The organism is Prosthecobacter sp. (assembly GCF_034366625.1).
Lineage (GTDB): Bacteria > Verrucomicrobiota > Verrucomicrobiia > Verrucomicrobiales > Verrucomicrobiaceae > Prosthecobacter.
The window spans coordinates 157,618-169,998 of record NZ_JAXMIH010000019.1; the positions used below are offsets into that span (position 1 = coordinate 157,618).

The 12,381-nt window shown below is 60.3% G+C and carries 10 protein-coding genes; 3 read left to right on the forward strand and 7 right to left on the reverse strand.

The genetic code is table 11. The features are described 5' to 3' along the window. Window positions 1-60 precede the first annotated feature (60 nt). From U1A53_RS19590 to U1A53_RS19600, 3 genes are all read right to left on the reverse strand, one after another. On the reverse strand, window positions 61-1,116 hold the full coding sequence (locus tag U1A53_RS19590; RefSeq protein ID WP_322283545.1) for a Gfo/Idh/MocA family oxidoreductase: 1,056 nt from the start codon (window positions 1,114-1,116) through the stop codon (window positions 61-63). Window positions 1,117-1,173: 57 nt separating this feature from the next. After that, entirely contained in the window at window positions 1,174-4,365 is a 3,192-nt protein-coding gene (locus U1A53_RS19595) for a WD40 repeat domain-containing serine/threonine-protein kinase (protein WP_322283546.1), read from the reverse strand. Window positions 4,366-4,502: 137 nt separating this feature from the next. After that, window positions 4,503-5,240 (reverse strand): sigma factor, encoded by a 738-nt coding sequence (locus tag U1A53_RS19600; protein ID WP_322283547.1) that lies wholly within the window; start codon window positions 5,238-5,240, stop codon window positions 4,503-4,505. A 213-nt stretch (window positions 5,241-5,453) separates the two neighbouring features. Here U1A53_RS19600 and U1A53_RS19605 point away from each other — a divergent pair, with 213 nt between their 5' ends. Next, window positions 5,454-6,458: a hypothetical protein gene (locus tag U1A53_RS19605; RefSeq protein WP_322283548.1), complete on the forward strand. Its 1,005-nt coding sequence runs from the start codon at window positions 5,454-5,456 to the stop codon at window positions 6,456-6,458. 450 nt (window positions 6,459-6,908) lie between these two features. Here U1A53_RS19605 and U1A53_RS19610 read toward each other — a convergent pair whose 3' ends face one another. After that, window positions 6,909-7,397, reverse strand: a complete 489-nt coding sequence (locus U1A53_RS19610; protein WP_322283549.1) for a collagen-like protein — start codon at window positions 7,395-7,397, stop codon at window positions 6,909-6,911. 111 nt (window positions 7,398-7,508) lie between these two features. Here U1A53_RS19610 and U1A53_RS19615 point away from each other — a divergent pair, with 111 nt between their 5' ends. Next, the gene (locus U1A53_RS19615; protein WP_322283550.1) at window positions 7,509-7,880 is read left to right on the forward strand and encodes a four helix bundle protein; all 372 of its coding nucleotides are present in this window, start codon (window positions 7,509-7,511) and stop codon (window positions 7,878-7,880) included. Window positions 7,881-7,985: 105 nt separating this feature from the next. On the opposite strand, the gene U1A53_RS19620 is transcribed toward U1A53_RS19615, so the two are convergent. Both U1A53_RS19620 and U1A53_RS19625 read right to left on the reverse strand, forming a co-directional pair. Continuing rightward, entirely contained in the window at window positions 7,986-8,696 is a 711-nt protein-coding gene (locus U1A53_RS19620) for a hypothetical protein (protein WP_322283551.1), read from the reverse strand. 644 nt (window positions 8,697-9,340) lie between these two features. Continuing rightward, window positions 9,341-9,664, reverse strand: coding sequence for a helix-turn-helix domain-containing protein (locus tag U1A53_RS19625; protein WP_322283552.1), 324 nt, complete (start codon window positions 9,662-9,664; stop codon window positions 9,341-9,343). 1,409 nt (window positions 9,665-11,073) lie between these two features. Here U1A53_RS19625 and U1A53_RS19630 point away from each other — a divergent pair. Next, complete coding sequence (locus tag U1A53_RS19630) at window positions 11,074-11,289, forward strand: hypothetical protein (protein ID WP_322283553.1); 216 nt, start codon at window positions 11,074-11,076, stop codon at window positions 11,287-11,289. Between the two features lie 198 nt (window positions 11,290-11,487). Here U1A53_RS19630 and U1A53_RS19635 read toward each other — a convergent pair whose 3' ends face one another. Then, window positions 11,488-12,147 carry a hypothetical protein gene (locus U1A53_RS19635; RefSeq protein WP_322283554.1) on the reverse strand — a complete coding sequence of 220 codons (660 nt, stop codon included), beginning with the start codon at window positions 12,145-12,147 and terminating at the stop codon, window positions 11,488-11,490. Window positions 12,148-12,381 lie beyond the last annotated feature (234 nt).

Sequence of the window (12,381 nt, forward strand, 5' to 3'; positions counted from 1 at the left end):
TTGTAGCGCGGAGCGCTGTCATCCAAGAGATGAAGGCAAGAAAGAGCAGGGCTTCATGCGTCAGAACTTCAACAACTCGCCCACCGGCAGCGGCTTGCCCTGGCGGATAGATTCTTCCGCCACGAGGCATAAACCCGCGCTCCAGAGGCCGTCGAGGCCGGTGGCGGCGGGTTTCTTGCCACTGCGGACCATTTCCACGCATTGAGCGACCTCCTCGCGCAGCTCGAAAACCTCGCCGCTGTGTTTTTCGAGCTTCACGGTTTCGAGGTTTTCACCGTCGAAGACCTTGAGGAAGTATTCGGGTTCCAGAGTGCGATCCAGCGCGCCGCTCCAGGCGGCCCAGAGCGCGCCCTTGGTGCCGCTGACTTTCACGGTCTGATGATGCTCAAAGGCGGCCAGCGTTTGGGAGACGACGGCGTAGCTGCCATTGGCGTATTTGAACATGGCGCTGAAGTTGTCGTAGAGCGTCGGGCGCTGCGGATCGCGCGAGTTGGCGTAGGCATGGAGTTCGACGGGATCGCCGCTGCTTTCGAGATACCAGCGGGCGAGGTCGAAGAAGTGGATGGGTTCTTCGAGCACCCAACTGCCGACGCGGCTCTGGTCATAGCGCCAGCCGCCGGCCCCGAGGCGGTAAGGCTTCCGCGAAAGCTCGACGAGTACGTATTGCGGATCGCCGATGGTGCCCGCGTCGATGATCTCCTTGACCCGTCCCCATTGGCTGGAGAGGCGCAACTCATGCCCCACCGCCAGATGCACACCATGCTCGCGCGCTCCGGCGACGATGGCCTTGCAGTCGTCCAGCGTGATCGCCATCGGTTTCTCCAGCAGCACATGTTTGCCCTTCGCCATCGCTGCGAGCGCGATCTCGCGATGGGTGTGGCTCGGCGTGGCGATGTCGATGATGTCGAACTCCGCTTGCGCGATCATCTCCCGCGCATCCGCAAAGATGTGAGCCTCGGGGTAAAGCATGCGCGCCTCCTCACGCGAAGCCTCCGAGGGAGCCGTGATGGCCACCAGCCGCGCCTCGGGATTCCCCGCGATGGATTGAGCGTGAAATTTGCCCCAGGCACCGAATCCGGCGAGGGCGAAGCGAACGGGCGTATTTTCAGATGGCATGAGCACTTACCAACGAACGCAACGAGAGGCACTTTCTGCGGCATCGATTACCGCCTATTATTTAGACGTTTCCAGCTCAAACACCCGCACCGCACGATCTCGCCCGTCGGTGGCGAGGAGGCGGCCATTGGGACTGAAGGTAAGGCTACGGGGGAGGCCTTCGATGGCGGTGAAGGTTTGCAGCAGGGTGGCGTCGGTGTAGCGCCAGAGCTTGAGGCTGTGATCGGTGGAGCCGGTGGCGAGGAGGGGCTGGGTGGGATGAAAGCGGATGGCGGTGATGGAGGCGTCGTGGGCGCGGAAACGATGCTTCAGGGCGAGCGTGTCGGCATCGAGGATCATGACGAAGCGGTCGCTGCCGCCGACGGCGATGAGGCGGCGGTCGGGTGAGGCGGCGAGCGCGTAGAAGGCGCTGCCGTGATCGAGTGAGGCGAGGATGCGGCCATCGCGCGGATCGAGGATGGCGATGTTGCCCTTTTGCGTGTTGTTGGGCTGGAGTTCGCTGGAGATGGCGATGATGTGGCCGTGGGTGCCGGCGAAGATGGCTTTGTAGGCTTCGCGTTTGAAATCGTGGAGCACATCGCCGGTGCGGGTGTCGTGGATGATGAGATGATTATGCGGCTGCGGTGTGGTGCGGAGGAGGCGTTCGCCTTGAGCATCGAAATCGAGGTGCATGGTGTTGTCGTTGTTCACCTCGGCAGGGCGGGACCATTTTTCGGTGACGCCGTCTTTCGTGGTCTGCCACAGGCTGAGCGCGGAGCCGGGTGTGGTGAGGCTGTTGCGCGAGTAAGCGGTGGCGATGAGGCCGGTGGCGAGGTGGACGGCGCTGACGGGGTGCTTCTCGCCGATGGAAGCGGGCATGGTGATGGGTTTGCGCGGGTCTGACACGTCGAAGAGTGTCGCAAATGCCTTTTCTCCTCGGGCGAGCAGTTCGGTGTCGGAGAGGAAATGGCAGGACCAGCCTTCGTCACCACCGGGCAGCATCTCGGCGAGAGGCTGATCCGGGAAGTGCCAGATCTGCGGCGGGGATTGCTGCGTGAGCAGGTGCCCGCTCGTGTGATTCACGCTGAGCGGTAAATCGCCGGTATAAGCGGTGATGCCGTGGAAGACGCCGTTCGGTGCGAGATCGCCGGGATGCCAAAAGGACAGCGCACGGCTGACGGCGAGGCTTTGTGAACTGCTGCCTCCGAGCGTGATGATGTTCCTGCCAGCGCTGTAAGCCACCTGTGCGATCGGCATGGCGGCGACACGCTGGCGTTTGATCAGCAGGCCGTTGTTGGAATGATAAACCTCCACATCACCGGAGATAAGACCGATGACGATCCGGGCATGATCGGGATTCGCTGCCATGGAGTTCGGATGGGCGTTGAGGCGCCCGAGAAAGGCGGGGCTGCCATCGGTGAGCTTGAGGCCGTGTAGGACGTAATCTTGGTGTTGGACGAGTGCGAGCGCATGTCCATGTGAAGCAAAGACCATGCGCAGCGGACGGAAGGGCTTGGTCCAGCGCACCACGCCAGTGGCGGTCTCGATAAGATGCAGCGCTTCCGTGTCAAAGTCAGCGATGGCGGCGAGCGTGCCGGTGGCATTCAGCGCGAGGGTTTGCAGATAAGGATGCGCGGCGGCGTCCGAGTGCGAGACGGCGAAGGTCTTCAATTTCTCTCCCGTGGCGAGATCATACAAGGCGGCCTCGCTGGCGGAGCTGGTGCGTGCGAGGAGACGTTTGCCATCGGCGGAGATGCTGAGGCGCAGCTCGCCTGCATGGCCGGTGTCGAGGGTGCGGAGGAGTTTTTTGCTCACGACATCCACGATGCCGATGCGTCCATCGCGACTGGCGATGGCGAACTGCGCGGCGGCGTTTCCCACCGCACAAACATCCGTCACTTGTTCGCAGAAGCCGGGAATCATGAGCGGTCCGAGTGAGGAATCGTGCTTCGCAGCCAGATAGTGCCAGCTTTGGTCACGCAAGGCCGTGGGCACGACCTCCAAGGCGCTCGTCATGCGAGTCACGTCGCCTTCTTTGAGCGCGACATCGGCCAGGGCGATCTGCGCGGTGGCGAGCGAGTGCTGGGCGCGTCGTTCGCTCGCCATCACCTTCCACACAAAGCCGAGGCTAATGAGCAGCAGCGCGGCGAGCGATGCGGTGACGACTTTGTGCCGCAGCATGAGAAGCTGGAGCTGCCGGAGTGCTCCCGCTTGCTCGGAAGACGTGGCAAAGCCGGTCGAGTATGCCTCGATGTCCGCGCTGAGGGCGATGACGCTCGGGTAGCGGTTGGCTTTGTCGAGTTGCAGCGCTTTCATCGCCACGGAGGACAACGCGGAAGGCACACGACCGCCGCGAATGTGTGGCAGCGGCTTGATTAGCTTCGCTTCGAGCACGTCGCCTTTTTCAAAAGCCTTCCCACGACTGCCGGAGCGCGATTGGAAAGCCGTGGGCGCGGTGATTTCGCCTTTGCTGACCCTCTCCAGCACCTCCAGCGCCGTCGCGCCCTCCACGGGTGGGCGCAGCGTGAGGATGGCGTAAAGAATGCCGCCGAGCGCGTAGATGTCCGAAAGCTCATCCACCTCCGCTAGGCTGCCGCGTGCTTGCTCGGGGGACATGTATTGGGGAGTGCCGAGGACGGAGCCGTGCAGAGTTTTTGAAAAAGCAGAAATGGGAAAGTCGAAAACAGAAATAGAATCAGGCTGCTGCGCAGCATCCATTTCTGCTTTTTGCTTTTCACTTTCTGCTTTGATCTTCGCCAGTCCCCAATCCATCACCAGCACCTCTCCGAACTCGCCGACCATGATGTTGTCCGGCTTCAGATCGCGGTGCAGCACGCCCTGGCTGTGGGCGAAGGCGATGGCGTCGCAGACTTTGCGGAAAATGGTCAGCAGACGGTCGAGCGAGTAGTCACGGAGCGTTTCAGGCACTCCTTTGCGCAGGTCGAGGAGGATGGCTTGCAGCGTGCGGCCCTTGACCAGCTTCATGGAGTAGAACAGCGGCATGCCGTCCTCCCACACGATGTCGTAGATGGGCACGATGTTCGGATGCGCGAGCTTGGCGAGCACCTGGGCCTCGCGCAGGAAGCGCTGCCTCATGCGGGCGTCTGCGTTCGCTTCCAGCAGCATCACCTTGATGGCCACGGTGCGGTCGAGTTTGGCATCTTTGGCCTCCAGCACGCTGCCCATGCCGCCGCTCGAGATCTCGGGGCCGAGTTGGTAGTTCTCGGCGCCGAGTGGTGGTGGGGATGGGTCTGGAGAGTCGGCGGGCATGGGTGCTGGGTTACAGGCCCGGTTTGGGAGGTGGTGTTTCAGGGTTTCAGCAGAGGATGGCAGTAGAATGGTGGCAGAAGAATAAGGGAGGAGAGATTTGAATTCATTCTGCTGCCCTCATTCTACTGCCATTTTCTTCACCTACCCGCCAGCACACCCTGCAGCCAGGCCAGCTCGCCGGGAATGTCCTCGGGCGTGAGGACGGTGCGGGCGACTTCCTCTTTGAGCAGCGTGCGGAACTTCACGCGTAGCCGGTGGATGAGGATGCGCGTCGCCACCTCGCTGGAGCCGATTTTTTTCGCGATCTCGCGGCAGGAGGGCGGCTCGCGGTCCCACATGAGGTAGGGCAGCAGGAGATCGAAAATCTCGCGGCGACCGGCGGCCTCGTAGGCCGTGCGCAGTTTCTCTCGCACACTGGCGAGGAGGTCTTGGGACCAGACGTGGGTGAAGAGAGCATCAGGATCACTCTCGGTCTGCGATTCGAGCGCGTAGCGCTCCTCGGCGGCCAGTTCATCAAAGGAGACATGCGGGATGCCGCCGCCGCGTTTTTGCGTGCCGAGGTGGCGGAAGTGATCGCTGAGCAGATGCTTCAGGACGCCGAGCAGCCAGGAGCGCAGCTTGCCGGAGCCTTGCTGGGCCATGTCGAGGGCCTTTTCGGTGATGAGCCGGTGAAAAAAGGCCTGCGTCAGATCCTCCGCGTCATGCGCCGCATGGCCGCTGCGGCGGAGGAAGGCGTAGATGGGATACCAGTAGCCCGCGCACAGCTTTTCCATCGCTCGCGCCGCATCGTCGGCATTCCCGCCCTGCACGGCCTGGACGAGCGTCCAGTGGGTCGAAGGGAAGTCGGTGTACCTTGAGGCGTCAGCGGCAGGCATGCGAGCGGAGGGGGAAGTCGGGAGAATTGGGAGTGGGAAGACCACCGACGTCCGCAAATTCTCACCTCTGAGTCACCTGAATGGAAGTCAGGATTCTGTCAGGCGGGGCCTTTTTGCGAAAAACTTGAGGGTCCGATGAAACGGGAGACCAGAAACCGGGCCTGGAAGGCGGCACAGTCTCGAACTGCGTCACAACCACGAACCCAAACCACAATGAAAACAACAAGCAAAACAAGAAGCGCCCTCGGCGGCCTCAGGCTGGGACTGCTCATGATGGCAGCTTCCATTTCAAGCACGGTCCGCGCCGCTGGCGAAAATCTGATCATCGCGGGAACACCACCCGTCGATACCGGCCTCGCGGCAACGGTATGGACGAGCACGACGGGATTTGCAGCCTTCCAAGGACCCGATTTCTCCACGCTCTGGGCCAATGGCACCAGCCCCAATAACGGCTACATCCAGCAGGCGGTGACAACCACCGCCGGCGCCCAGCACACGCTGACGTTCGACTGGAACGTGTATGCTTATTTTGGCGGCAATGCGACCGGACGGGTGAGAGCGATCATTCTGGATGCAGGCACGGGGGCGATCATCGCGGACACGGGTTACGAAACCTCCCCCTATGTGCCCTACGCGACGTTGGCCTTCAACCCATGGCGCTCGCGCAGCCTTACTTTCACGCCGACGGTGTCGAACATCCTCGTGCGGTTTACTGGCAATCAGGGAGTTCCTGGGGTCAGCCATTTTCGTCATGGAGCGGCCACCCTCGTCACGAACATTGCAATGACTGCCAGGAATCTCGACACAGACGGAGACGGTTATCCCGACGACCAGGACGCCTTCCCGAACGACCCGACCGAGTGGGCCGACACGGACGGTGACGGCGTGGGCGACAACGGTGACGCCTTCCCGCTGGATCCCACCGAGTCCTTGGACACCGATGGCGATGGCGTGGGCAACAATGCCGACGCCTGCGACACCTCCGATCTCAGTCTGACCGTGGTCATCGGCGGCCAGGACACCTTTGTCTTCAACGAGTTGTTTGAGGACGGCTGCACGATCACCGATCTCATCGTGGGCCTGGCCAACTCGGCCGGGAACCATGGTGCCTTTGTGAGCGGTGTGGCACACCTGACCAACGATCTGAAAAGTCGCGGCGTGATCACCAACAAGGAAAAGGCGGCCATCCAAAAGGCAGCCGCGCAGTCGGGCAAGTAATCAAGCCACCCGGAAGAAACATCAGACCACCGCCGCCAGCCTCGTGCTGGCGGTGGTTTTTTTAACGCTGGTCACGTCTGTTTGACGGTCGCATCCACCAGAGGCGGTCATTGGGCAAAAAATTGGGCAAAAAACGGGGTCAGGAACGCGGGCTTTTGGGGCACTCCTTCGAGAATCCTCCGCAGGCTGGGGTTCTTGTGGGACTGAGAAGCTGAAAAACTGAAAAGCTGAAATGGGAAAGTAGAAATGGGAAAACAGATCAGCATTTCAGCTTTGATTCGTTCGCGCCCCACGCTCATCTCACCCTGCGGGCTTCGCTTCGCTCAGTCTGTCTCGCAGCTTCATCCTTCGCAGATGCTTTCATCCTTCGCAGTAAAGCTACGGAGAATGGATCGGAGAACGGACCGCCATGCTGCTCGGCTCTGCTTTCTGCTTTCTGCTTTGGCATCCTCACCTTCTCAGCATCACGATCAGCTCATCGATCTTGTTCGCGATCTGCTGCACCTCCGCCTGCGTCGGCGGGTCGCTCACCGTCATCCCGAGCGTGGCCACGGCGTTGCTGTTGCTGCTGGTGGTGGCGATGGCGTCGGTGAGTTGCTGGAGCGAGACCTCACCGGGAGCGCCCGGCAGGCCTGGCTCGCCTTGGGGGCCTTGCTGACCGGGAGCGCCATCGCTGCCGTTGGAGCCCGGAGCGCCGTTGCTGCCCGTCTCGCCCTGCGGGCCGGTGGGGATGCCAAAAATGAAGTGCAGCGTGCCGTCGGTCACCTCGAGAACCACCTGAGCCGGAGTGCCCGTCGGCAGCGTGTTGGTGCCATCGACGATGGCGGCGTTGATGCTCTGGATCGCGTCGATGAGTTCTTTGAGGCCATTCAGTTGTGCGCGCATCTGCACCGCGTCGATCTCGGTGCCGGCTTGAGGGAGAGTGGGGTCGTAGGGCATGGCGGGGGAGGGGAGGAGACTTTGAGATGGGGAGAGGAGGAGACTTTGAGACTATGAGAAGTGGAGAGGAGGAGACTTTGAGAAGTGGAGAGGATGAGATAAAAGGGACGGATGAAAATCACACGGCACACGGAGCTAGAGGTATTTCAGCGGGCGTTTAAGGCGGCCATGCAGGTGTTCGAGCTTTCGAAGTCCTTTCCCAAGGACGAGATGTATTCTCTGACAGATCAGGTGCGGCGTTCCTCACGTTCGGTGGCCGCGAACATCACCGAAGCCTGGAGGAAGCGGCGGTATGAAGCCGCGTTCATCAGCAAGCTTAGCGACGCGGAGACAGAGGCGGCGGAGACTCAGACCTGGCTCCTGTTTGCTGAGCGCTGCGGCTATCTGGCAGATTCGGAACGCTCCGTGTTGGATGATGAGTATGAAGTGATTCTTCGCATGCTCGTCTCCATGGCCGTGAATGCGAAGAAGTGGACGCTCTAACGAAGACTTGGAGAAGAGATTATCCCTGCTCTCCTCGTCTCCCAGTCTCCGCGCGAAGCGCATCTCCCAGTCCCCTCCGCGCAGCGAGCCTCCGCGCCTCCGGCGCTACGGGCTCACGGTGATCTTCGCGACATCGCACCATTCGCCGTTGGGCTGTCCGGCGTCCCAGAACATGGCGCGGTATTCCCGCACCTCCGCCTGGCTGGCCACCAGCAGGGCGCGGGTGTCGGTGTAGGGGCTCTTGCTGGAGATGGCCAGGAACTCCCAGGCACCGCCGTTGCGGCGGCTTTCGATCCAGATCCCCTCGTGGCCGTCCTTGAAGAACTTCAGCAGCACCTGCTGCTGCGCGGGGATCTGGTTGAGCGCCAGCGTCAGGCGCGGCACACCACTACCGGGCGGGGGTGGCGGCAGTTCCTCGCCCACGATGCCCATCAGCAGGCCGATGCCCTCGGTGTAGCCCGGCGCGGCCTTGATGGCGCGCACATAGCGGAAGATCCGCGCCAGCGCCCCCGGCAGCACCGCCGTGAGTCCGGCCGGCGGGGTGGGCGCGGTGAACTCGGGGAGCGTGAAGGGCGTCGTGCCGGTGCCGTACTTCAGCACCTCCACCTGTCCCGTCGAGCCGGGGCCAAACTCGCGCACCGAGTTGAGCCACGCGCCGAGGCCGTAGCCCAGATGTTTGGAGTCGTTGACGCTGGCGGTGACGTCCGCCAGCACCAGGCCGATGGACACGCCGTGCAGGACGAGCTGCTCGGCGTAGGTGAAGTGCCAGTTGGGCTGTTCGGCCACTTTTCTCGGGTAGTATGGTTTGCGTTGCATGTGTTTGGTTCGTTGCGTTGTTTCTGTGAGCGTGATCAGCACCGGCGGTGGGGCCGATGGGGACCACAAAATCCCGGAATTCCAGGTGACGCCGCTGCTCCACAGCGCCATCACCCGGCCCTCCAGGAAAAAAGGGATGCGCAGAAGCGAGCGCAAAAAGTCATGGAGGCGGGGATTCGCTCCGCGGCTTCGCAGCGGTCCCCGCTGTTGGTGGGGGACAGAGTCCCCCGCTCCTTGGCATGGCGACTTTTTGCGCCTGCGTCTGTGCAGACATTCCGGAGCCACTCAGGCCCCTCCTGCCTTTCGCGGATCTTAGGTGAAAAGGCCTGCTTTGGGAGGCTTCCGGGCGAGTCTGCCGTCCGCACGGATGATTCTGTCGTCCGCACGGGCGAGTCTGTCGTCCGCACGGGTGATTCTGTCGTCCGCACGGATGATTCTGTCGTTCGCACGGGCGAGTCTGTCGTCCGCACGGATGAGCCAGCAAGTTGATGGGACGAGCCAGCATCCAGTCCAGCCGATCCAGCCTCCAGACGGGCCAGGGCCGTGAGGCGCTTGAGGTGGTTGGGCCTGCGTTTCATCGCCGCTTATTCCAGCACCGCCGCGCCTTTTTGGCGAAGAAACAACTGGCCACCTTGGCGGCTTTTTTAGGAAGCTCCTTCAGGCGGGTTCCTGTCCTGCGGTTTTCGCGCCGCCCACGCCATCGCCTCCTCCGCCAGCCGCTCGGCCACGGCCATCAGCTCCACCAGCTTGATGCGCATGCCCAGGCAGAGCTGTTCCAGCGTCACCATCCAGCCGCCGCGTTTCCGGCCTGCCTCCAGGCGTTTCACGGCGGAGTCGCACACATGGGCCGCCAGGGCCAGTTGCTTCTGCGTCATCCGCCGCACGCCCCGCCAGAAGATGATGGCCTGGCCGATGAAGTCGGTGGCGCGGTAGCGGCCGTCAGGATGGGTTATATCAGGTGTTTTCATGGGTTGAGTCAGTAAAAAAACAAGATTCAAAGGGGGCCAACTGGCCCCCTGCTCGAAAATAAGCCCAAAAAAAGCCCGCCAAACAAGCTTGAATGTGTAAGTAAATTTCAATATTCAAGGCCCTCTCCTCCTTTCCCGGCCACGCTCCCCCATGCCACTCCACCACTCCACCTGCCGCCTCTGGCTCGTGCGGGACACCCGGCGCGGGGAGAAAGCCCACGACCAGCAGCGGCCCGGCGGTTTGTGAACAGAGCTTGGAACAGAAGATAACGGACCCGTTCTCCGTTCCATTCTCCCGGATAACTTGGCTGGTAAAAAATTGCCGGTAAAAAATGGGAACCGCTGTTTTCCGATCTTTTACCACCCATCTTTTACCAGAGAAAGTTACTCTCTGTTCCACCATCAAGCCGCCTAGAGTTCAGGTGCTCCGTAGCAAGATTGCGAAGGGGGAAGACTGCGAAGGATGAAGGCAACGGAGACTAGAATCGAGCATCCAGCCTCAAGAATCGAGCTGCCAGCATCCGGCATTCCTTGCCATCGGATTCATTCCCCGCTTGGATAAGCAAAATACCCGCATGGCCTCTTGCCCAGCCCGCCCGGCTCCAGCCTCGATGTCGCTTATGCACGCCCGGTGACTGACTGCGAAGTGCATGACGGTCGGACAGAAGCGCACTGGTGTTTCGCGGACTTGCCATCAAATCGGCGCGAAATGAATCCAAGCCGGACAAAAAGAGATGGTTTTCCGGCCTCCAGTGCCGCCCTAAACGCTTCCGATGCAACACCCCCGGCGGGTTTTAGTGAGGGCTCTGGAAACAAGTCCATCGGCCTTGGAGTGGGCCCTTGGCCAACATTGAACGATGGGTGGCCCTCGACCGTGACTACGGAGATCTGTAGTTTTCAGGGTGAAAACATGGTTAAATGTGGGTTTGACACGCAATAGTTAAGTGCTAACCGTCCGTTGAGCCGCATTCAACGGCTCACCGTGGCTCTTCACTGGGTCACGCTCCAACCACACCTGAACCTAATCGACATATGCATCCCTACCACAGCCTTCGTTCCACACCCACCGGTCCTACATTCGCTTGGGATATTAGTTAAAACATCCTAGGCGTTTGTTGGGCTTTCCATCCCCATGCAACCGCGCAATCCGAACCATGATTCCAACCCGCCCACGACTGATCGTTTCGCCAAATACGACGATAACAAGTGGAGCATCACTTTCAAAGACTGCTACCTCACCTGGTTGAAGTCTGAAAAAGTTCCAATTCGACGTTTCCTTGTGACCACCCTTCTGATTGCGCTCGCATCAGCAGTGGCGGCGGCATGGTGTGACGCCCCGCAATTGGCATATTACACAATCGCAGCCCTGACCGTTTTCACGATGGGGCTTGCAGTCTACCTCCATACCCTTGAAGAAAGAAAAAGTCAGACTAAGCCTGGACATGACTCCAGAGGCAAAGGAGCAGATTGAAGAAGTTCAGCGCAAAAGCCGCGCTTCGACTACCATCGAAGTGTTTCGCAAGGCACTCGCCTTGTTCGATCTCGTGCTCGACCATCAAGCCTCAAAGGGCAAAGTGATCCTCGAGAACGCAGACGGCTCGCGAGAAGTTCTTCGTCTCCTCTAATGCTCAGGTGCGTCGGTTAAACTGACGCGCAGCATCCCCCTGTTCATGACATTGCGCCATGTAGGGGGATTTTATTTTCTCGGCTAGTAACGAGAATCTTCGACTTCATCCTCGGCCAAGGTGCATGGTCTTGTTCGGCCCCGCCTCATCCTCGTCAACAAAGGTCTCGCCAAAGGTTCCTCGTAACATTTACCGGCGTCATGGTGTCGTCTCCGGTTCCGTGTGAATATCGATCTGGCGTATGGCCTCCCGCAAAAACTCCTCCGCCGATTCAACTATTTCTGTGAAAGTTTTGAAAAGCTCTTCGAATTCACTGCCTTTTTTCCAATACGTTAGATACGTGGTGCCGGCCCGGCAGATGGGGCCTGTCAGCTTTCCCTCAAACTCCGGGAGGAGTGCCCTAAAATATATCCTGCAGAGGAGTCTGGGTTTTTGAAAAAGATTCAACAAGCCCACACTTACTCTCCCGCCAACCTCTTGCGTGATGGGGTGGTAAATATCTGATCCTATGATTCTGCTGAGTTCATTGATGTCGGTCTGTATCGCATGAAGCATTTCCTCGTATTTCGTCCGCCGCAGTTGCCGTTCCTCAGTCAACCTGTCATGATGAAGTTCCTTGCCCTGATTATCCATCTGGCGAGTCTGGAGATACACGGTGTAGATCGCGCCGCACATCGCGATGCCACTGAAAAGGGAGTTCACCACGCCAAAGGTGTCTCCCGCCTGGCCGAGAAACTGGAGTGTTGGTGAACTCGCCGTGCCGATGACCAAGCAAACAAGAGACACGCCAATCCACGCAGCCCCTACGAATAGCAGGACCAAGATGAGAGGCCGGGGGATTGAATCGGGCTTGATCATAATTGAATGTTGGAAAGGAAGGCCCCGTCACGCGAACGTGCCGGGGCCGTGGATGTTACATCTTCTGGAGTTGCTTGATGGTTTCAACGACGTGGGCCTTGTGGAACCGGGCTCCGGTTGCAAAATCTTGACTGACGCTGCGAATCTCAAGACGGAGGAGGGCTTCGCCGAGGCAAGGCCCCCCCTTCTGTGGATGATGGAAAAGAAAGGTCAAGTCAGGGTGAAGCGGCGGGC

Excerpts from the sequence above, each read along its gene's own strand:
- U1A53_RS19590 (WP_322283545.1), bottom strand. The coding sequence starts at position 1,116 with ATGCCATCTGAAAATACGCCCGTTCGCTTCGCCCTCGCCGGATTCGGT.
- U1A53_RS19595 (WP_322283546.1), bottom strand. The coding sequence starts at position 4,365 with ATGCCCGCCGACTCTCCAGACCCATCCCCACCACCACTCGGCGCCGAG.
- U1A53_RS19600 (WP_322283547.1), bottom strand. The coding sequence starts at position 5,240 with ATGCCTGCCGCTGACGCCTCAAGGTACACCGACTTCCCTTCGACCCAC.
- U1A53_RS19605 (WP_322283548.1), top strand. The coding sequence starts at position 5,454 with ATGAAAACAACAAGCAAAACAAGAAGCGCCCTCGGCGGCCTCAGGCTG.
- U1A53_RS19610 (WP_322283549.1), bottom strand. The coding sequence starts at position 7,397 with ATGCCCTACGACCCCACTCTCCCTCAAGCCGGCACCGAGATCGACGCG.
- U1A53_RS19615 (WP_322283550.1), top strand. The coding sequence starts at position 7,509 with ATGAAAATCACACGGCACACGGAGCTAGAGGTATTTCAGCGGGCGTTT.
- U1A53_RS19620 (WP_322283551.1), bottom strand. The coding sequence starts at position 8,696 with ATGCAACGCAAACCATACTACCCGAGAAAAGTGGCCGAACAGCCCAAC.
- U1A53_RS19625 (WP_322283552.1), bottom strand. The coding sequence starts at position 9,664 with ATGAAAACACCTGATATAACCCATCCTGACGGCCGCTACCGCGCCACC.
- U1A53_RS19635 (WP_322283554.1), bottom strand. The coding sequence starts at position 12,147 with ATGATCAAGCCCGATTCAATCCCCCGGCCTCTCATCTTGGTCCTGCTA.